General features: G+C 64.3%; 19 protein-coding genes. 6 read left to right on the top strand and 13 right to left on the bottom strand.

Going from position 1 to position 19,418, the window contains the following annotated elements; translation table 11 throughout:
* Positions 1–78: 78 nt before the first annotated feature.
* The 9 genes from ACWGS9_RS25655 to ACWGS9_RS25615 all read right to left on the bottom strand — a co-directional run bounded on the left by ACWGS9_RS25655 (position 79) and on the right by ACWGS9_RS25615 (position 8,835).
* The gene (locus ACWGS9_RS25655; RefSeq protein WP_454507882.1) at positions 79–333 is read right to left on the bottom strand and encodes a DUF1344 domain-containing protein; all 255 of its coding nucleotides are present in this window, start codon (positions 331–333) and stop codon (positions 79–81) included.
* A 179-nt stretch (positions 334–512) separates the two neighbouring features.
* The gene (locus ACWGS9_RS25650; RefSeq protein ID WP_454507881.1) at positions 513–3,164 is read right to left on the bottom strand and encodes an ABC transporter permease; all 2,652 of its coding nucleotides are present in this window, start codon (positions 3,162–3,164) and stop codon (positions 513–515) included.
* Positions 3,161–3,829 carry an ABC transporter ATP-binding protein gene (locus ACWGS9_RS25645; RefSeq protein ID WP_454507880.1) on the bottom strand — a complete coding sequence of 223 codons (669 nt, stop codon included), beginning with the start codon at positions 3,827–3,829 and terminating at the stop codon, positions 3,161–3,163. Before ACWGS9_RS25645 ends, ACWGS9_RS25650 begins: the two co-directional genes overlap by 4 nt.
* Positions 3,822–4,484: an ABC transporter ATP-binding protein gene (locus ACWGS9_RS25640; protein ID WP_454507879.1), complete on the bottom strand. Its 663-nt coding sequence runs from the start codon at positions 4,482–4,484 to the stop codon at positions 3,822–3,824. Before ACWGS9_RS25640 ends, ACWGS9_RS25645 begins: the two co-directional genes overlap by 8 nt.
* 1 nt (position 4,485) lies before the next feature.
* Entirely contained in the window at positions 4,486–5,091 is a 606-nt protein-coding gene (locus ACWGS9_RS25635) for a hypothetical protein (protein WP_454507878.1), read from the bottom strand.
* Positions 5,092–5,192: 101 nt separating this feature from the next.
* Positions 5,193–6,572, bottom strand: a complete 1,380-nt coding sequence (locus ACWGS9_RS25630) for a sensor histidine kinase (RefSeq protein WP_454507877.1) — start codon at positions 6,570–6,572, stop codon at positions 5,193–5,195.
* Between the two features lie 165 nt (positions 6,573–6,737).
* Positions 6,738–7,415 (bottom strand): winged helix-turn-helix domain-containing protein, encoded by a 678-nt coding sequence (locus ACWGS9_RS25625; protein ID WP_454507876.1) that lies wholly within the window; start codon positions 7,413–7,415, stop codon positions 6,738–6,740.
* 336 nt (positions 7,416–7,751) lie between these two features.
* Positions 7,752–8,507, bottom strand: coding sequence for a COG4705 family protein (locus tag ACWGS9_RS25620; RefSeq protein WP_454507875.1), 756 nt, complete (start codon positions 8,505–8,507; stop codon positions 7,752–7,754).
* A 70-nt stretch (positions 8,508–8,577) separates the two neighbouring features.
* A complete protein-coding gene (locus ACWGS9_RS25615) occupies positions 8,578–8,835 on the bottom strand; it encodes a hypothetical protein (RefSeq protein WP_454507874.1) in 258 nt (85 codons plus the stop codon).
* 223 nt (positions 8,836–9,058) lie between these two features.
* Here ACWGS9_RS25615 and ACWGS9_RS25610 point away from each other — a divergent pair, with 223 nt between their 5' ends.
* Positions 9,059–9,691, top strand: a complete 633-nt coding sequence (locus ACWGS9_RS25610) for a methyltransferase family protein (protein WP_454507873.1) — start codon at positions 9,059–9,061, stop codon at positions 9,689–9,691.
* Between the two features lie 194 nt (positions 9,692–9,885).
* On the opposite strand, the gene ACWGS9_RS25605 is transcribed toward ACWGS9_RS25610, so the two are convergent.
* Positions 9,886–10,101, bottom strand: a complete 216-nt coding sequence (locus tag ACWGS9_RS25605; RefSeq protein WP_320217025.1) for a hypothetical protein — start codon at positions 10,099–10,101, stop codon at positions 9,886–9,888.
* Positions 10,098–10,853 (bottom strand): COG4280 domain-containing protein, encoded by a 756-nt coding sequence (locus ACWGS9_RS25600; RefSeq protein WP_454507872.1) that lies wholly within the window; start codon positions 10,851–10,853, stop codon positions 10,098–10,100. Before ACWGS9_RS25600 ends, ACWGS9_RS25605 begins: the two co-directional genes overlap by 4 nt.
* 254 nt (positions 10,854–11,107) lie before the next feature.
* Between ACWGS9_RS25600 and ACWGS9_RS25595 the strand changes: the two genes are divergently transcribed.
* The 5 genes from ACWGS9_RS25595 to ACWGS9_RS25575 all read left to right on the top strand — a co-directional run bounded on the left by ACWGS9_RS25595 (position 11,108) and on the right by ACWGS9_RS25575 (position 17,220).
* On the top strand, positions 11,108–12,127 hold the full coding sequence (locus ACWGS9_RS25595; RefSeq protein WP_454507871.1) for an LLM class flavin-dependent oxidoreductase: 1,020 nt from the start codon (positions 11,108–11,110) through the stop codon (positions 12,125–12,127).
* A gap of 409 nt (positions 12,128–12,536) precedes the next feature.
* Positions 12,537–13,508 carry a sugar ABC transporter substrate-binding protein gene (locus tag ACWGS9_RS25590; RefSeq protein ID WP_454507870.1) on the top strand — a complete coding sequence of 324 codons (972 nt, stop codon included), beginning with the start codon at positions 12,537–12,539 and terminating at the stop codon, positions 13,506–13,508.
* Positions 13,509–13,643: 135 nt separating this feature from the next.
* Positions 13,644–15,146: a sugar ABC transporter ATP-binding protein gene (locus tag ACWGS9_RS25585; protein ID WP_454507869.1), complete on the top strand. Its 1,503-nt coding sequence runs from the start codon at positions 13,644–13,646 to the stop codon at positions 15,144–15,146.
* On the top strand, positions 15,143–16,159 hold the full coding sequence (locus ACWGS9_RS25580) for an ABC transporter permease (protein ID WP_454507868.1): 1,017 nt from the start codon (positions 15,143–15,145) through the stop codon (positions 16,157–16,159). The genes ACWGS9_RS25585 and ACWGS9_RS25580 overlap by 4 nt, the downstream gene beginning before the upstream one ends.
* Before the next feature lie 62 nt (positions 16,160–16,221).
* Entirely contained in the window at positions 16,222–17,220 is a 999-nt protein-coding gene (locus ACWGS9_RS25575; protein WP_454507867.1) for a LacI family DNA-binding transcriptional regulator, read from the top strand.
* A 78-nt stretch (positions 17,221–17,298) separates the two neighbouring features.
* Here the strand turns inward: ACWGS9_RS25575 and ACWGS9_RS25570 are convergent, their stop codons facing one another.
* The gene (locus tag ACWGS9_RS25570) at positions 17,299–18,357 is read right to left on the bottom strand and encodes an ornithine cyclodeaminase (protein WP_454507866.1); all 1,059 of its coding nucleotides are present in this window, start codon (positions 18,355–18,357) and stop codon (positions 17,299–17,301) included.
* Positions 18,358–18,359: 2 nt separating this feature from the next.
* Positions 18,360–19,292: an arginase gene (rocF, locus tag ACWGS9_RS25565; RefSeq protein WP_454507865.1), complete on the bottom strand. Its 933-nt coding sequence runs from the start codon at positions 19,290–19,292 to the stop codon at positions 18,360–18,362.
* Positions 19,293–19,418: the final 126 nt, after the last annotated feature.

The raw sequence follows: 19,418 nt of genomic DNA, 5'->3' as shown, positions 1-19,418 counted from the left end.
GAGATCGGGTTCCGTAGTGTGGTTTGTCGGCGGGGTCGATGATGACCGACCCCGCCTCGGGTCCCTGGGCCGGAGGGCTTACTTGGCCGGCTGGATGCTCGAGGCCGCCAGTTTGCCGGCCTTCGTCGAGTAGGTGACCACCACCTTCTCGCCGACTTTCAGCGTCTCGGCTTCAATGCCTTCCGGCAGGGAGAATGTCTTGCCGTCGGAGAGCGTGATCGAATCGCCTTTCTTGTCGATGCTGGCGATCGTGCCGGTCGTCGCCTTCGCGTAGGCGGCGTTGGCGGATGCGATTGCGATTACCATTGCGGCCGTGATGACAGACTTTTTCATCGTTGGTTTCCTTTCTCTCATCTGCCGAGGGCGGTTGCCCAGGGCGGCTTCAATCCGGAACGGCCCAGCCCTGCCGGATCACGAACCCCGGAGCCAGGATGAAGCGAAGCGAAACTTAGGGCCGGAAGTTGTCAACGGCTTGGCCGCAGCCTTACAAAAGCGTAAGCGCGGCGCGATCGTCACAGGGCACGCAATTGCTCGGCGACCAGCCCGGAGGACTGCCTGGCGGACCGGACGGCGGCGGCAACGGATGCGACAACGAGGCCGAGCACGATCGCGAGATAGAGCCATGGCACCGAAAGCGCTTCCGGCGGCGGATCGAAGACGCCGGTCAGCAGCTTCACCAGCATCCATGCTGTCAGTGTTCCCGAGATGAGGCCGAAAACCAGGCCACCGACAATGATGACGAGGCCTTCGCCCCACAGAAACGCGGCCAGTTGCGACGGCCTGGCACCTATCGCGCCGAGGATCGCGAAAGGGCGGCGCCGCTCGGCGAATCCCAAGGCAAGCATCAGCCCGGCAGCGGCCGCCGCCATCAGCACGGAGAATCCGAGTTCGATCCTTGTCAGCCCGTCAAGGTCGATGGCGGTCAGGCTCGACCCGATGAGATGCGCGGCCTGGCCGATATCGGTGATCTTCAGCGCGGGGTCGACGGCAAGCACCGAAGAGACCTGCCGGGCAAGTGCGGCAGGATCGCCCCGCGCCCGCATCAGAACATATTCGGACGCGTCCGACCCGGTCATGCGAGCGACATAGGCGGCATTGGCGACAAGAAAGGAATCCTTCGGCGCGGTCGGAAATTCGCGCGCGACGCCGATGAATTTGAAGGCCACCGGATGATACTGATGATCCCTTGCATCAAGGAGCCGCAGATTGATCGTATCGCCCTGCTGCAGCTGAAAGTCCTGCACTGTTTCCTGCGAAACCAGGACACCGTCGGGCGTGGTGGCCAACTGGCCGAGCGTGCCGGCCGCGCCGCCGGCGCTGAAATAGGCGTCGGAAAGGGTCGTGGCGCGCCCGATGCGTCCGGGATCGATCCCGTAGAGGTCCTGCAGATCCGCGCCCACATAGGCAAAACGATGCTGCATCGGCTCGACCGCGACCGCATCCGTCAGCGCGGTCAATGCCGCCAGATGCGCGCCGGCCGGCTTGTCCGGCGTTCCGAAGATCGTGACGTCGGACCCGTTGGTGAGCTCGGCGTCGACGCGCGCCTGGGCGTTGTAGGTGGTGTTGAAAATGGCTGTCGAAGCGGCGAAGGAAACGGCCAGGGCGGTCATGGCGATGGCGGCCGTCAGGCGCTCCGACTGCCGCGACAGCGCGGCCGATACGATCGGCGTCAAGGGGCCCGCGACCGGGACCAGGACCGCCCGCAACAATGTACCATTGCGTGCGATGATCGTGTCCGACAGCCGCATGATCAGCAGCACCGTGCCGATCCAGAGCAAGGCGGGAGCTATGAAAGCCTTGTAATCGACCGAGGTCGCCGCGACGCCCTCCGGCGCCAGCACGATCTGGTATCCGGTGCTGGCCGACAACCAGAAGAAGAGACCGGCGCCGGCAAGCAACAGCAAATCCAGCCAAAGGCGCCGCCAGAGTGGCGCCGCCGCGCGGGTGACCGTATGACGTGCGATGTCGACCGTGGTCCAGCGCGCGTCGCGCCACGCTGGAAGCAGGAAGGCGGCGAACCCCAGCAGCAGGCCGAACAGCGCAACAACAAAGAGAATCGGCTCGATCGAGGTCGAGTACCAGTCCAGGACGGGAACGCGGCCGAAAAGCAAGGCTGCGCCGATGCCGAGTAACGTTCCCGCAATGGCGGCGACCGCTGCCTCGGCGACCGAAAGCGACAGGATCGTGCGCGTCGTGGCGCCACGGATGCGGAGCAGCGCATGCTCCATGCGTCGGCGTTGTCCGCCGGACGAGGTCACCGCATAGGTGAGCGCCGTGGCCAGCGCCGCGCCAGGCAGCCCTAGGAACAGGAACAGCACGGAAGCGTAGAGCGCGCCCTCGCGAACGGCCGCGAGGCGGGAGCCGAGGTTGTCCGCAACCAGAGCCTGGCCGGCGGTACTCGCCTCGAAATTGCGCTCGGCGCCGGTGACGAAGATATCGGCCTGGACAGGATCGGATGGCAGGGCTCCATGGGCCAGCCGCGCGTGCCATTGCAGCCGGACCGTGTCCGGGCGCAGTTTCGCCTGCGGACCGAAAAGCCGCTGCCAATCCTGCCAGGAGAGCACGACCACGTTGTCCGGCGGCGCCTGCGGCGCGGCCTGGGCAGGCAAGCCAACGGCCTGAAACAGCGAATCCGCATCGGGAAGATCGACCACCCCTGCGATCCTGACCTCAGCTACGGGCAGGCCGATCCGTCGGATCGATACGGTGTCGCCGGGGCCGACATGGAGGTTGGCCGCCGTCTGCTGAGCGACGAGAACGCCGCCGATGCTGCCGGAAAGCAAGCGGACTTCCGCCGGAAAATCCCTGGAATAGCCGTCGTCCAGGGCAATAACCTGCCCGGGGCCGGTGGTCTGGGTGGTGCCGCCTGCCAGGGCTTCGAAACCCGCGACATCGGCGTAGCGGACACCGCGGACGGCCTTGACCGGCGCTGCCTCGGCGACCGCCTTGCCGACCGCCTCGGGATCGGCTCCGGAAATCACCTGTACTTGCCAGTCGATCGGCACCCCGCTTATGGCGTGGGCCGTCATCGAAGCGCCGGCATGGGCGAGGAAAAGCGCCATGCTTGCCAGGAGCGCGACTGTGAGCGCAATGCCCGCCGCGGCGCCGGCTACCCGCGGGAGCCGTCGGGCGAGGATACCGCGCATCCACAGCAGAAGCATCATGCAGCGTCCTGCCTTGGCCATTCAGAGACCAGCCGGCCGTGGTCCATCGTCCATCTAGTAGCCATCCGGGCGGCCACTGCCTCGTCATGTGTCGCTACGACCAAGGCGATGCCGGTGCCCTCCAGCTGTTCCATGACGGTGTCGAAAAAGAACTGCGCCGTTATGCTGTCGAGTTGTCCGGTCGGCTCGTCGGCCAGGACCAGCTTCGGCCTCATGACCAGGGCTCGGGCCATCGCAATCCGTTGCGATTGTCCGCCGGACAATTCCTCCGGAAGCTTGTCGCGAAGCTCGCCGAGGCCAAACAAATCCAGCAAAGCCGCGGCGGCCGCCCCGGCGGAGGCGGGGTCGCCGGCCAATACCAGCGGCAGCCCAACATTCTGAGCGACGGTGAGCGCCGGGAACAGGCTGGGTGTCTGGAACACGAGGCCGACATGGCGCGGCCTCAACTCCTCGAATGGGCCGAGCCCGGGCCATTCGACGGTGCCGGACGTCGGCTTGTCCAGCCCGCCGAGTATATGCAGCAAAGTCGTCTTGCCGCTGCCGGACGGCCCGACCACAGCGATCCGCGCGTCGGAAGCGATCCTGCAATTGACATCGCGAAGCGCGGCAACTCCGCGCTGGAAGTTGCGGCCGAGACGCTTGCCGACGACAAGCGTGTCACTCATCGTCTATCCTCCCGTCCTTCAGGCCGATGATGCGGTCCGCCTTGTGCGCAAGCGCCCGGCTGTGGGTGGCGAGCAACGTCGCCAGACCGGCCCGGCGTCGCGCCTCGAAATGCTCGATCAGACGGAGTTCGGTGTCGCGGTCGACTTCGGCGGTCGGCTCATCGGCAACCAGGATCGGCGGATCCGCCGCAAGCGCCACGGCAAGGCCGGCTCTCGCCGCTTCGCCGCCGGAAAGTTCCATTGGCAATGCCCGCGCGCGATGCAGAAGATCGACGCTTTCCAGGAGCGCGCCAATTCGCCCTTCATCCGGCTTTCCCGCCAATAGCATCTGCATCTGCAGGTTCTGTACCACGCTGAGGTGGCCAAACAGGTTTCCCGATTGCGGGAGAATGCCGAAATTGGCGGCGCGGATGCGGGTCCGCTCGGCTTCCGGTCTGCGAGTCAAGCGAATGCCGCCTACCTCGACATGGCCACCATCCGGCTCGTCCAGCCCGGTCACGCAGGACAAAAGCGTGGATTTGCCGCTGCCGGACGGTCCCACCAGGGCAACGATCTCGCCGGCCGACAGATGAAGGCTGACGCCACGCAGCGCGGCTGTCTCGTCGTCGCCTGTGTGGAAGAACCGGTAGAGCTCGTGCGCTTCCAGCGCGTACATTTCATTTCCACTGGAACGAGTTGGACATCAGCTGCCATTGATCGACATTGTCGGCACCCTTGGGCGCGTAAAGCTCCAATGTCACCAGCTTGCCGTCCTTGAAATAGAGATAGCGCTCGTCTTCCAGCCGCACCTGCTTGTTGGTCACGGGGTTTGGTTCGGAATTGGAGGTGTAGACAATGCGGATCGCCGGGCCGGCGGGCAGCTTGACCTGCTTGACGGCAGTTACCCGCGCTGCGCGACTGCCGGCTTCGAGTTTAGGAACATAGTCCGTCTTGGCAACGTCGACACTCGGCAAGGCGTCAGCCTTGGCCACCGATACAATGACGCCATCGAGCTTGTCGACGAAGCTTGCCCCGTCGGCGCGGTCGGACCTTGCCCACCCTTCCGGCACCTTCAGTGTAAAACCTTGCGGCGAGACATAGTCGATGAAGACCTGGCTGTCGGGAATATCGCCGGGCGGGTTCTTTTCGGCCGGAACCGCCTTTTCGCCAGCGCGTGCCGCTTCGATGCCAAGTTCTGGTATGTGAACACCGACGTAGCCGAGGCATATTGCAAGCGTCAAACCCGGCAGTCGCCTGATGATCCTCCGATCAAATACGGTCATTTTGCGCGACCTTTCGAATGAGTGATCCCCGATTATACCACTCTAAGCTTACGGACAGGTCGCCTCGGTCATACGAATTGGTAAGCATTGAAAATGCCGCCTCATCCCCCTGGCGACCTTACCCCCGGAAGGCTGACGGTCACGCCCAGACCGGGATTGCGATCCTCGAGCGTTATGGCGGCGCCGTGCAGGTCGGCCACCGCCTTGACGAGGCTCAAGCCCAGGCCGCTGCCCGGCGTGGTACGGCTCGCGTCCAGCCGGTAGAGCCGGCGGAACACGCTTTCTCGCTCCTCGGCCGGTATGCCCGGGCCGTTGTCGCGGACATGAATGAGGACGTGGCTGCCTCCTCGGGTTACCGCGAGCTCGATCGCGGTGCCCGGCGGGCAATGCCTGAGCGCGTTCTCGACCAGATTGGCGAGCATCTGCATAAGCAGGTCCCGGTCACCGTGAATATACCATTTCGTATCCGGAACAATCTTGGTGGACAGTGCCTTTCCATCGTCTTCGGCGACGTCGGCATAGACCTCGCCTATGGTTCCCACTACAGCACCGACGTCGAGGTCAACGAAGCGCGCCTTGCGGGCGCCGGCCTCGATCTGGGCAATGCGCAGCAAAGCGTCGAACGTGCTGTTGATCTGCTGGCTTTCGGCGCGGGCGTCGGTCAGCTCGACGGAGATATCCTCGCCGGACGCCGTCTTGTCGGCGGCCGATTCCAGGATCATCTGCAGCCGGTTGAGCGGCGTCTTGAGATCATGGGCGATGTTCGCGCTCACTTCGCGCATACCGTCGACCAGGGCCGACAGGCGGTCGAGCGCGGCATTCACCTGGCCTGAGACGGCGTCGATGTCGTCGCCATTGCCGATCAGAGGAATGCGCGCATCGAGCCGCCCATGCGAGACGTCGACCATGGTGCTGGCAATGCCGTCGAAGCGCCGCTGGACGCGTGAGGCAAGCACAGCGCCGCCGGCGACGGCAAGGCCGGTGATGAAGAGCGTCGCCCATCCGAAGCTCATCAACACGATGGTTTCGAGATCCTCGGTTTCCGAGAGCGAGAAGGCGACCGTCAGGTGGTTGCCGCCGACCATGCCTGAATAGGCGCGATACTCGGTATCGGGCGGCACACCCGGCAAGTTGGCGGCGAACATGGAAAAGCCGTCCGGCAGGCTAGAGGCGGCAAAATCCCCGGCCAAACGGTTGCCGTCCCGATCGGTGAGGGAAAAGATCTGGTCCTTATCCTGACTAAACTGGGCATGGTCCCTGACGGTAGCGATGAGATCCTCCTCGTCGCTCTCGGCATAGGTCGCGGAGATCAGGGAGTAGGTCTCCTTGATCGATTGATCGAGCTGCCTGGCGAGCGAGGCGCTCATCAATTGATAGACGATCGCGCCAGACAGGATGAAAGCCAGCAGGAACAGGAAGGCGAAGGTCAGCGCCAACCTGAACGGTGTGCTGCGCAGCAGGCGGGAGCGTGTCTCGCTCATCCCGAACCCATGACCGGCGACGCGCCGGTCCCGGGACGGGCGCCGCGCATGCGTTCAAACCCCCTAGAGCAATTCCAGGAAAAGTGCATAGCGGTTTTCCGTCCGGAATTGCGTAAAAAAAGAGAGTTAGAGCAGGTCGGCGATTCCATCAAACGCTGAATTGCTCTAGGCCGGAACATGCAGGCTGTAGCCGGTGTTGCGCACGGTGTGGATCAGCGGCACGTCGAACGGCCTGTCGACCTTGGCCCTCAGCCGGCTGATATGCGTCTCGACGACGCTGGTCTTGGGGTCGAAATGAAAATCCCAGACGCGCTCCAGGAGCATGGTGCGGGTGATGACGCGGCCTTCGCCGCGCATCAGCACTTCAAGCAGACTGAATTCGCGCGGCTGCAGGTCGATCGGTTGGCCCTGCCTGGTCACGCGGCGCTGGATCAGGTCCATTTCGAGGTCGGCGACGCGCAAGGCAGTCTTCTGCTCCTGCGCCGCCGGCCGACGGCCGAGCGCATGGATGCGGGCAAGCAGCTCGGAAAAGACGAAGGGCTTGACAAGATAGTCGTCGCCGCCTGCTTCCAGGCCCTCGACGCGGTCGTCGACGCCGCCGATCGAGGTCAGGAAAATGGCCGGCGTGTGGATGCCGGCGGCGCGCACCGCCTTGATCATCGACAGGCCGTCAAGGCCGGGAACCATGCGGTCGGCGACGATCACGTCATAGGCGTTGCGGGTCGCGGCGAACAGACCGTCATGACCGTCGCGCAGCAGATCGCAGACATGGCCGGCCTCGGTCAGTCCCCTGACGATATAGTCGGCGGTTCTTGGATCGTCTTCAACAAGCAGAAGTCGCATCGCCCCGGGCTGTCCTTACCGCCTCAACCTCGCCGGCACGGTAGCACCGGCTGCGGCTATTTTCCTGGCTGGTTGCATTTCTTCGTTTTGACGCAATTCGGACCGACATCGCTCTAACCATCTGTTTTACGCGCCTCCCGACCGAAAACCGCTTCACATTTTTGCGAGAGCCGCTTTGCGATAGAACATGGTGTCGTCCGAAAGCCGCTTCACGCTCTTTCGGCATCATGCCCTAAAGCGCGTCGCGCTGAACCGGATTCAGGCGACGCGCTTTAAGTCTTTGTTTTGATGCGTGTCGTTGTCCCAGAAGCGCTGCACACTTCTGGGCGACATGCATTAGTCGAGCAGGGCCTGTTCGTCTTCGTCGATCAGGTTCCTCAGCGACATATAGAGAACGATGACCACGATGCAGCCGAGGAAGGTCAGGCTGGTGACGGTGGTGCCGAAGCCCATGCCGCCATATTCGATCGGCTGCGACAGCAGGTCGCCAAAGGAGGCGCCGAGCGGCCGGGTCAGGATATAGGCAAGCCAGAAGGCGAGGATGCCGTTCAGGCCGAGGAAGAAATAGGCAAGCGTGATCGCGGCGATCACGCCGCCAAAGATGAGGCCGGTGGTGAGATAGCCCATGTCGAAGCGCTCGGCGACCAGATCGCCGGCGGCCGTGCCGAGCGAGAAGGTGAAGAGGATCGCCAGCCAGTAGAAGATCTCGCGCCTGGTGGTGAAGATGGTGTGGATCGACAGCGTCTTTTCGCTGGCGTACCAGAGCATGAACGTCAGTGCCAGCGAGACCGAGAAGACGATCGTCGTCGTCTCCAGCCGCACGCCGAAATTGTCGACCAGGTTGTCGGTGACCAAAGTGCCGACAATGCTGATCAGGACGACGGCGAGCCAGTAGGCCCAGGGCACGTAGCGCTTTTGCGCGAATTGCAGGACAAGCGCGACAATGAGGATGCCGCTCATGATCAAGGATGTGACGGTGAGGCCGAGGCCGAGATTGACGGCCAGATAGTCGGCCGCCGTCTCGCCCATGGTCACCGCCATGATCTTGATCAGCCAGAAATCGATGGTGACTTCCGGAACCCGGTTCAACATGGGCTCAGCTCGTCCGATGGCTAGCGAGGTCATGGCGGTATCCTGTCTTTTGGATTTTTTAGGGGATGATTTACTTGCCGAGGACCTTCATGGCCTGGGCGAAGAAGTCGTCGGCGCGCTTGTCGTCGTCGGCGTTGCAGCGCTCGATGCCCTTCGTCTCCAGTTCGGAAACCTTGTTCTTGTCGGCATCGTTGGGCGTCGCTTTGGTTTCGGCCGCGCGCAGATCCTTCAGCGCGGTCTCGCAAGGCGTCGGGGCGGCAACGGCCGAGGCAAGCGGAGTGGCGATCGCGACAGCGGCAAAGGCGAAAGCAAGGGCAAATTTGTTCATAATTCGATCCTGACGTTTTGGGGGCCGGCATTCGGCGCCTGTTCAAGCCGCCTCAAAAACGGTGCGGCGATCGTCAGGCTAGGCAGGCGAATTCACCGCAGCCTGTCCGCGCGCTTACAAATTCGTAAGGTCGGCCGAAAATATCCGCCGGCCCTCGTCATCTTCCGGCAGAAGGGTTAGAGAAGCCTGGGCGTGCCCCGTCGGCGCCGGAGCGATAAGAAGAATGGCCTACACGTCCCTCAAATCGGCGCCGAAAGCGTTCGACCAGCACAAGCGCCTGATCGTCGTGCAGGTGGCCGCCGTGCTCGCCGTCATCCTGCTTCTGTTCAGCAAGCCGGCACTGGCCGAAGGCTCGAACGGGCACGAAGTCGTCGAGACGATCGGCTTTGTGATGGCGCTGATCTGCTTCCTTGGCCGGCTGTGGAGCATCCTCTTCGTCGGCGGCAGGAAGAACGACGAGCTGGTCGTGTCCGGCCCGTTCTCGATGACCCAGAATCCGCTCTATTTCTTCTCGACCGTCGGCGCGGTCGGTATCGGGCTGATGTTCGGCTCGGCGGTTGCGGCCGCGATGCTCGGCCTTGCCAGCTTCCTCGTCTTCCGGTTCACCGCGCGCAAGGAGGCAGAATTCCTGTCCGGTAAGTTCGGCGCCGTCCATACGGCCTATGCCGAACGCACGCCGCGTTTCTGGCCGAATCCGCTGCTTTACCGCGACGAGGACCAGTGGCTGTTTTCGACGCGCGCGCTGCGGAGAACGTTCCGCGACGGGCTCTATTTCCTGGCGCTGTTTCCGGTCATCGAGACGGTCGAGTATTTCCGCCTCAGCGGGCACCTGCCGACGCTTTTCACGGTTTATTAGTTTCTCGGCTCAGAATGACCGACGGCTATGTTTGCCCGGCAGGCGGCATACGTTGGAGATTGGCCGAAACGCCCATCGCGATCGTCATCCTCGGGTCTGCGCTCCGCTTCGCGTCGCTCCGCCCGTGGATGACGAGGTTGGGAGGCTTCCGCCAGTCTCCAGCGTTCGCGCTGATTCACCGGGATGAACGCTGATCAGCGCACTCTCCCGCGCGCGGCACGGCGCGCGCTCTCCAGAAGAATTGCCAGGCAGCCGGCGAGAAGCAGGAAGCCGCCGATGAGCGGCGGCAGCCCCAAGAACTTCACCGCAGCGGTGATCAGCGCAATCAGGATCAGCGCCAGCAGCGCAAGATTGCCATCGTCGACGAACATGCCGACGAGCTCCTTGAAGACAAGACGGATCATGGTCATCGGGCAACTCCCTCGGCGGCTGCTGGGTAAGCGCTGCGCAGCCAGCGCACGATGGCGAAGGATGCCGCGGCAATGATGGCGAAGATGGCGAGCAAGGCGAGATCGGCGCCCGGCCACTCGGCGCCGAGGCCTTCGCCGGTCCAGAACACGCCGAAGCTGGTCAGCATCAGCCCGACGACGAATTTCAGCGAATTCTCGGGCACGCGCGCCAAAGGCCGATGCACGGCGAGCCCGATCAGCATCACCAGCACGAAGGCGGCCAGCGCGCCGAGGCTGGCATAGAGCGTCTGTCCGTGCGCGGCGCCGACGGCAATGACGATGAACACCACCTCGACACCCTCGAGCAGCACCGCCTTGAACGACGCGACGGCCGCCAGATAGTCGGCGCGGCGGTCGTTGGCCTGCCGCTGCAAGGCCGCGGTCTCCTTGGAAAAGGCCTGCTCTTCGTCATGCAGCGCGATCACGCCGACGCTGCGCAGGATCGCTTTCCTCAGCCAGCGCATGCCGAACAGAATCAAGAGCACGCCGACCACGAATTGCAGGACGGTGATGGGAACGAGCGCCAGCAGCGGTCCGAAAATCAGCACCAGCGCCGCCAGCAAGATAAGCGCCAGGGCAGCACCCGTCAGCGCCGGGCGCCAGCTGCGCGTCACGCCGACGGCAAGCACGATGGTGAAGGCCTCGACGACTTCGACGAAGGACGCCAGGAAAGAGGCCGTCACGGTGGAAAGTATGGGTGTCAGGCCATGCATGAAGGCATCCTGTGTTCGGGAATCATCAGTTGGTCAGAACGATACAGCGCTCTGGCGGTGGCGAGAATGCGGAGATGAGCTTATCTGGTTTCGCATGGCGCGGGGACGGCGCCGGAGCCGGGGCATCTCGAAGAACTCATTGACGGTCTGTATCCGTTCTGTGTCCGTTGAATCGCGGCACTGCTCTGGCTATTTGCTGGAGCAACACAGAATTTGAGTGGTTCAATGGACCGCGCCGAGCTGGAACGGAGCACATGAAGAAGATCGGGTTTCTATCCTTCGGGCATTGGTCGCCCGCGCCGCAGTCGGGCACGCGCTCGGGCGCGGACGCGCTTCTGCAGTCGATCGATCTCGCTGTCGCGGCGGAGGAGCTCGGCGCTGACGGCGCCTATTACCGGGTCCACCATTTCGCCCGGCAGCTCGGCTCGCCCTTCCCGCTGCTGGCGGCGGCCGGCGCCAAGACCAAGCATATCGAGCTCGGCACCGCCGTCATCGACATGCGTTACGAGAACCCACTCTACATGGCCGAGGATGCCGGCGCCGCCGACCTGATTGCCGGCGGACGTTTGCAATTGGGGATCAGCCGCGGCTCGCCCGAGCAGGTGATCGATGGCTGGCGCCATTTCGGCTACGTGCCGGAAGAGGGCAAGAGCGACGCCGACATGGCGCGCCGCCACGCCGAGATCTTCCTCGACCTGTTGCGTGGCGAAGGCTTTGCCCAGCCCAATCCCCGGCCGATGTTTCCCAATCCGCCCGGCCTGCTCAGGCTCGAGCCGTTCTCGGCCGGCTTGCGCGAGCGCATCTGGTGGGGCGCGGCCACCAACGCCACCGCCGTATGGGCGGCCAAGCTCGGCATGAACCTGCAGAGCTCGACGCTGAAATTCGACGAAGGCGGCCAGCCGCTGCATATACAGCAGGCCGAGCAAATCCGCGCCTACCGCGCCGCCTGGAAGGAGGCCGGCCACGCCAGGGAGCCGCGCGTGTCGGTGAGCCGCAGCATTTTTGCCATCGTCAACGACATGGACCGCGCCTATTTCGGCGGCAGCGAGGGCGAGGATCATTTCGGCTATATCGAGCCGGAAAAGCGCGCCGTGTTCGGCCGCACCTACGCCGCGGAGCCTGACGTGCTCATCGAGCAGCTCAAGGAAGATCAGGCGATCGCCGAGGCCGACACGCTGCTGCTCACCGTGCCCAACCAGCTCGGCGTCGACTACAACGCCCATGTCATCGAAGCGATCCTGAAGCACGTCGCGCCGGCGCTGGGGTGGCGATGACGGCGTGTTTGAGCGGCGATGATCCGCCGCCGGGGGATCGCTTAACTCCATGACCGCTCTTGGCTTGTAGGCCACTTGCCGACGCCGTCGCCGCCCCTCATCTGCCTGCCGGCATCTTCTCCCCGTTGAACGGGGAGAAGGGGCTGGTCGCAACGCTGGCGCTCGTCCTCGCAACTTGGACAACTGGCGAAATCGTTGATGAATGCGACTTTCTCCCCGTTCTACGGGGAGAAGATGCCGGCAGGGCAATGAGGGCGGCGCCGGCCTCTCAAGCAGTGCCGCAGGCAGCAACCTCAAATGATCCGCACGGTCGCTCGCGCGCGATATTGACATCTGATAAAATAGCAACCTAGTTTGTTGCGTAATCGGTTACGTAACCGATTACGGCTCAATCAAGTGGAGGAGACTAATGAGCAAGATTTCGAATACGCACGGCCTCGATCTGGGTTCGTTCTCACGTCGCCAATTCCTGAAGACCAGCGCGCTGGCCGCCGGGGCGCTGGCGCTGCCGCTCGGCCCGGTTCTCGCCGCCGACAAGCCGAAGGTCGGCCTGGTGATGAAGTCGCTGGCCAACGAGTTCTTCAAGCAGATGCAGGCGGGTGCCGAGGACTATGCGGCCAAGAACAAGGACAAGTTCGACTTCGCCGCCGTCGGCATGAAGGACGAGCGCGACTTCGCCGCCCAGGTCGACGCGATCGAGAACTTCATCACCCAGAACTACAACATCATCGTCGTGGCGCCGGCCGACTCGAAGGCCATGGTCACGCCGATCGCCAAGGCGCTGAAGGCCGGCATCAAGGTCATCAACATCGACGTCGCGCTCGATGAGAAAGCCAAGAAGAAGGCCGGCGTCGACCTCGCCTTCTTCGGTCCGGACAACCGTGCGGGCGCCAAGCTCGCCGGCGACGCGCTCGGCAAGGCGCTGGGCAAGGGCGGCAAGGTCGTCATCCTCGAGGGCAATCCCGAGGCCGACAATGCCAAGCAGCGCAAGCTCGGCTTCGACGATTCGGTGAAGGAGTATAAGCTGAAGCTGCTCGACTCCAAGACCGCGCATTGGGAGACCGAGGAAGCCAACACGCTGATGACCAACTTCCTCACCCAGCATCCCGACATCCAGGGCGTGATGGCAGCCAACGACTCGATGGCGCTTGGCGTCGTCAAGGCCATCGACGCGGCCGGCAAGTCCGGCCAGATCAAGGTCGTCGGTTTCGACAACATCCCGGCGGTCGGTCAGTTGCTCAAGGAAGGCAAGATGCTCGCCACCGTCGAGCAGTATGGCGCGAAGATGGCGGCGATGGGCATCGACTACGGCCTGCGCGAGCTTGCCGGCGAGAAATTCTCCGGCTGGGTCAAGACCGACGTCAAGCTGATCACCGCCTGAGGCGGGCCAGCGCGCCGGCACTCCCTTTCGGCGTTGGCTTGTCTCATCATATCGCCGCCGGCAAGTGCCGGCGGCGATGACGGCGCGCTCATACCGCCCGCGGGGCAGAAGAGCGCAATTCGGGATTCCGCTCAAATGGACGATGCTATCCTTTCCCTTGAAGAGGTCGGAAAGATCTTTCCCGGCGCCGTCGCGCTGAGCGACGTGTCGCTGTCGATCGCGCGCGGCGAGACGCACATCATCCTGGGCGAGAACGGCGCCGGCAAGTCGACGCTGATCAAGCTGCTCGCCGGCATCTACCAGCCGGACTCAGGCACGATCGCCTTCAACGGCCAGCCCTACCGGCCGAAAACGCCGCATGACGCGCAGCAGAGCGGCATCCGCATCGTGCATCAGGAACTCAACCTTCTGCCCTATCTCAGCATCGCCGAGAATCTGATGCTGGAAAGCCTGCCGCGGCGCGCCTTCGGCATCGTCGACCGCAAGGCGCTCAACAGCCGCGCCGTGGCGTTGCTGGACGAAGTCGGGCTCGACATCGATCCGCGCACGCGGGCCGAGGCGCTCGGCGTCGCGCAGATGCAGCTGGTCGAGATCGCCAAGGCGCTGAGTTACGACAGCAAGCTCTTGGTGCTCGACGAGCCGACGGCAACGCTGACGCCGCCGGAGATCGAACGCCTCTTCGCCATCATTAAACGGCTGAAGGCCAGGGGCGTCACCATCATCTACATCTCGCACAGGCTGCATGAAGTGTTCGGGATCGGCGACCGGGTGACCGTCTTGCGCAACGGCCGGCTGGTCGCGACCCGCGATCTCAAGGGCCTCACCGTGCCCGACCTGGTGCGCATGATGATCGGCCGCGACATCGCCGACGAATATGGCTTCGACGCCTCGATCGTGCCCGGCAAGGTCGCGCTCAGCGTAGCCAACCTGAAGCGCGACGCTTCCACCCCGGAAATTTCCTTCGCCGTGCGCCATGGCGAGATCCTCGGCGTCGCCGGCCTGGTCGGCAGCGGGCGGACCGAGGCCATGCGGGCCCTGTTCGGCGCCGATCCCAAGCTCGACGGCGTCGTCGAGATCGACGGCAAGCCGGTGGCGATCGCCGCGCCAAAGGACGCGGTGCGGCATGGGCTGAGCCTCCTCACCGAGGACCGCAAGGGCCAGGGCCTGCTGCTCGACCTGGCCGTCGACAAGAACATCACCATCACGGACCTCGGCAAGGTTTCGCGCAACGGGCTGCTCAACCGCCGCGCCGAGAGTGCGGCAGCGAACGATCTCGTCGGCCAGCTGCGCGTCAAGGCGAGCTCGATCGAGCAGGCGGTGCGCAACCTCTCCGGCGGCAACCAGCAGAAGGTGGTGTTGGCCAAGTGGCTGTTCCGCGGCACCTCGACGCTGATCCTCGACGAGCCGACGCGCGGTGTCGATATCGGCGCGCGGCGCGAGATCTACCAATTGCTCTGGATGCTGGCGGCGCAGCAGAAGGGCATCATCATGGTATCGTCCGACCTGCCCGAGCTGATGGGCATGTGCCATCGCATCATCGTCTTTTCCAGGAACAAAATCGTCGGCGAGGTGCCGCGCGCCGAATTCGACCAGGAGCGCATCCTGTCGCTCGCCTATCAGGAGTATGTACGACCATGAGCGAGACGTCCGGAGCGATCGTTTCCGCGCCTGTTTCCCCGGGCAGGGCGAAGTTCCTGCGTTTCCTCGTGCGCGATGCGGGCGTGCTGCTGGCGCTGGTGCTGATCACGCTGTTCTTCTCGGTCAGCGCGCCTTACTTCGCGACGTCCGGCAATGCGCTGAAGATCTTCGTGCAGATCGCCATCAACACGGTGCTCGCGGCAGGCATGACCTTCGTCATCCTCACCGGCGGCATCGACCTTTCCGTCGGTTCGGTGCTGGCGCTGTGCACCGTGGTCGGCGCCACCGTCATGATCAATGAGAGCCTGTCGCCCGCCGCGGCAATCACGCTCGCGCTGCTCGCCTGCATGGCGACCGGTGCCGTCTGCGGCTTCCTCAACGGCTGGATCTCGACGCGCTGGAAGATCCCTTCCTTCATCGTCACGCTCGGCATGCTCAACATGGCCGCGGGTGCCGCCCGCGTCGTCAGCGACAATTCGACCATAACCGGCCTGCCGCAAAGCTTCGTCGATTTCGGCAACCTCATCATCGGCGGCTTTCTGCCCTCGATCTTCCTGGTGGCGGTGGTGGTGATCGCGGCCGGCTGGTTCGTGCTGCGCTTCACCGTTTTCGGCCGCATGATCTTCGCCGTCGGCACCAATGACGAGGCGGTGCGGCTGTCGGGCCACAATCCGGATTTCTACAAGGTCGCCGCCTTCACCATCAGCGGGCTGACCGCCGGCATCGCGGCCATGGTCTATCTCTTGCGCCTCAACATCGGCAGCCCGATCGCCGGCGTCGGCTACGAGCTCAACGCCATCGCCGCCGTCATCATCGGCGGCACCAGCCTCAGCGGCGGCAAGGGCTCGATCATCGGCACGCTGGTCGGCGCCTGCATCCTGCAGGTGTTGAGCACCGGATTGCAGCTGCTCGGCGTCGGCGACAATTTCAAACCCATCGTAATCGGCCTTGTCATCGTGCTCGCGGTCATCCTAGACGCGTACCGGGAGAGGCTGTTGCGGAAGATTCGCTGAGCCATTGCGGGAAAACGCCCGGCGTTGCGAGGAAAATGTAGGAGCAGTCGGGGACCAGGACCATGACGACGATTGCCGATGTCGCGCGCTATGCCGGGGTGTCCGTCGCTACCGTCTCGCATGTGATGAACCATACGCGCCATGTCGAGCCGGAAACGGCCGAGCGCGTGCGCGTCGCAATCACCGCGCTGCGCTACAGCCCGAACTCGGTGGCGCGGAGTCTCAGGCGCGGCGAGACCAAGACCATCGGCCTGCTGCTGCCCGACAACTCCAACCCGTTCTTCGCCAGCGTCGCGCGGCAGATCGAGGATGCCGGCTTCGTCTCCGGTTACACGGTGATCCTGTGCAACTCCGACGGCAGCGCCGAGAAGGAGGAGCGCTATCTCTCGGTGCTGATGGCCAAGCAGATCGACGGGCTGATCTTCGCCGGCTCGTCCGACCATGCGCGGGTTTTCGCCCGCCTTTTGCCCAGCGTGCCGGCGGTGCTGCTCGACCGCGAGATCCAGTCGGTCAATGTCGATTCGGTGCTGGTCGACCACGACCATGGCGGCTATCTCGCCGGCAAATACCTGGTCGGGCTCGGGCATCGAAAGATAGGCGTCATCGGCGGCCCGCGCGATTCGAGCTCCAGCCCGGCGCGCCTGCGCGGCTTCGCGCGCGCGCTCGCGGAAGCGGGCATTGAGCTGCCGGCTTCATCGATCGTCGATTCCGACTATCATTTCGCCGGTGGCCGCCTGGCGATGGAGCAGCTGATGGCCCAGGCGCCGGGCATCACCGCGCTGTTTGCCTGCAACGATTTGATGGCGATGGGCGCGCTGACGTTGCTGCGCTCGCGGGGCATGCACGTTCCCGACGACATGTCGATGATCGGCTTCGACGACATCCCCTATGCCGTCACCACCTGGCCGCCCCTGACGACGATCGCGCAGCCGGTGGAAAAGATCGGGACCCGGGCGGTGAGCCTGCTGCTTGAGCGCCTCGGCGAGCCGGACGCACCGTCAAGGCGCGAGGTGCTGGCGCCGGTTCTGGTCGAGAGAGAAAGCTGCGCGGCTTTACGTTAGCCGTGTTTGTCGACGCTGGCGCTGCCCCTCATCTGCCTGCCGGCATCTTCTCCCCGTGAACGGGGAGAAGGGAAGGCTCTACGCCGCCGGCTGCATGGCGGCCCTGAGCAGCATGCCAAACAGGTCGCGCGGCTCGTCGGGGTCGGCGAGCAGGTCGAGCTCCTCGTAGAGGCCGGTGGCCTGGAGCTGGTCGCGGACGTAGCGCAGCGCCGAAAAATCTTCCGTTGCGAAGCCGACGGAATCGAACAGCGTGATCTGTTCCGGGGTTTTGCGGCCCTCGGCCTCACCGGTCATCACCTGCCACAGCTCGGTCACGGGATGGTCGGCGTCGAGCTGCTGGATCTCGCCCTCGATGCGCGTCTGCGGCGGGAACTCGACGAAGATGTCGGAGCGCAACAGGATGTCGCGATGCAGTTCGGTCTTGCCGGGGCAATCGCCGCCGACGGCGTTGATGTGGACACCGGAGCCGACCATGTTGTCGGTCAGGATGGTCGCGTACTGCTTGTCGGCCGTCACCGTGGTGACGATGTCGACGCCTTCCACCGCATCCTGCCCGGTCGCGCAGATGGTGATGTCGAAACCCTTGGCCGCCAGGTTGCGGGCGCATTTTTCCGAAGCCGAACGGTCGATGTCGTAAAGCCGCAGCCGGTCGATGCCGAGCAGCGCCTTGAAGGCGATGGCCTGGAATTCGGACTGGGCGCCGTTGCCGATGATGGCCATGGCGCGCGAGCCCTTGGGCGCCAGGTATTTTGCCGCGACGGCGGAGGTGGCGGCGGTGCGCAGCGCCGTCAGGATGGTCATTTCGGTCAACAGCATCGGATAGCCCGAGCCGACATCGGCCAGCACGCCGAAGGCGGTGACCGTCTGGCGGCCCTCGCGCATGTTCTTCGGATGGCCGTTGACATATTTGAAGCCGTACATTTTGCCGTCGCTGGTCGGCATCAGCTCGATGACGCCGTCATGGCTGTGCGAGGCGATGCGCGGTGTCTTGTCGAACAGCTCCCAGCGGCGGAAATCCTCCTCGACATAGGCGGCGAGCTCGGTGAGGAAGCGCTCGATGCCGATGGTCAGCACCAGCTTCATCATGCGGTCGACGCTGACGAAGGGGACGATGGCAAGGCGCGAAGGCTGGGTCATGGTCAGATGCTCCCGGAATGGCTGCGGGTCGGGCGGTCCATGATGCGGCGGCCCATCAGGCTGGCGGTGAGGTCGACCATCAAGGTTGCGGTGCGGCCGCGCTCGTCGAGGAACGGGTTCAGCTCGACAAGGTCGAGGCTGGAAACCAGGCCGCTGTCGGACAGCATCTCCATCACCAGATGCGCTTCACGGAAAGTGGCGCCCCCGGGCACGGTGGTGCCGACGGCAGGCGCGATCGAAGGGTCGAGGAAATCGACATCGAGGCTGACATGGAGCAGCCCGTTCTCCTTCTCGACGCGGGCCAGGAAGGCGCGCAGCAAGGGCGCGATGCCGTGCTCGTCGATGGCGCGCATGTCGTGGACGGTAACGCCCGCTTCTGTGAGCGCGCGGCGCTCGGCCGGGTCGACGCTGCGCAGGCCGATGGCGCAGACGCGGGCCGGGTCGACGGCTTCAGGCAGATCCGGGAAATAGCCACTGAAGCCCGCCTGACCGCTGGCATAGGCGAGCGGCACGCCATGCAGGTTGCCGCTGGTGGTGGTGTCGAGCGTGTGGAAATCGGGATGCGCGTCGAGCCACAGCACGAAGAGCGGCCGGCGGCGCTCGGCGGCGCGACGCGCCACGCCGGAGACGGTTCCGGCGGAGATCGAATGGTCGCCGCCGAGGAAGATCGGCATGGCGTCCCGCGAAGCCGAATAGGCGGTCTCCGCGATCGCCGCCGTCCAGGCGGCAATCTCGGGCAGCGCCTTCAGCGCGAGGTTGCCATGCACCACCGGGCGCGCCACGGCCTTTTCGACCGCGCCCCAGTCCTCGACCTCATGGCCGAGCTCGGCCAGCACCGAGACCAGCCCCGCCGTGCGCAGCGCGCTCGGCCCCATTTCACATCCCATCCTGCCCGCGCCGTCCTGTACCGGCGCGCCGACGATCCTGCAGCGCATGATTCTTTTGGCCCTAATGAATATTGCGGGATTGGATCATCGGCGGCTGGCGGTTTGAACAGCGAAAATTGGCATTTCGAGAAGGCTGATCTATCATATTGAACAGATGATTTGATCGAAATGGTC

It is taken from the genome of Mesorhizobium sp. Arg314 (genome assembly GCF_053714275.1).
The sequence above is the reverse complement of the archived record's forward strand: the minus strand, read 5'-3'. Positions and strand labels throughout refer to the sequence as shown.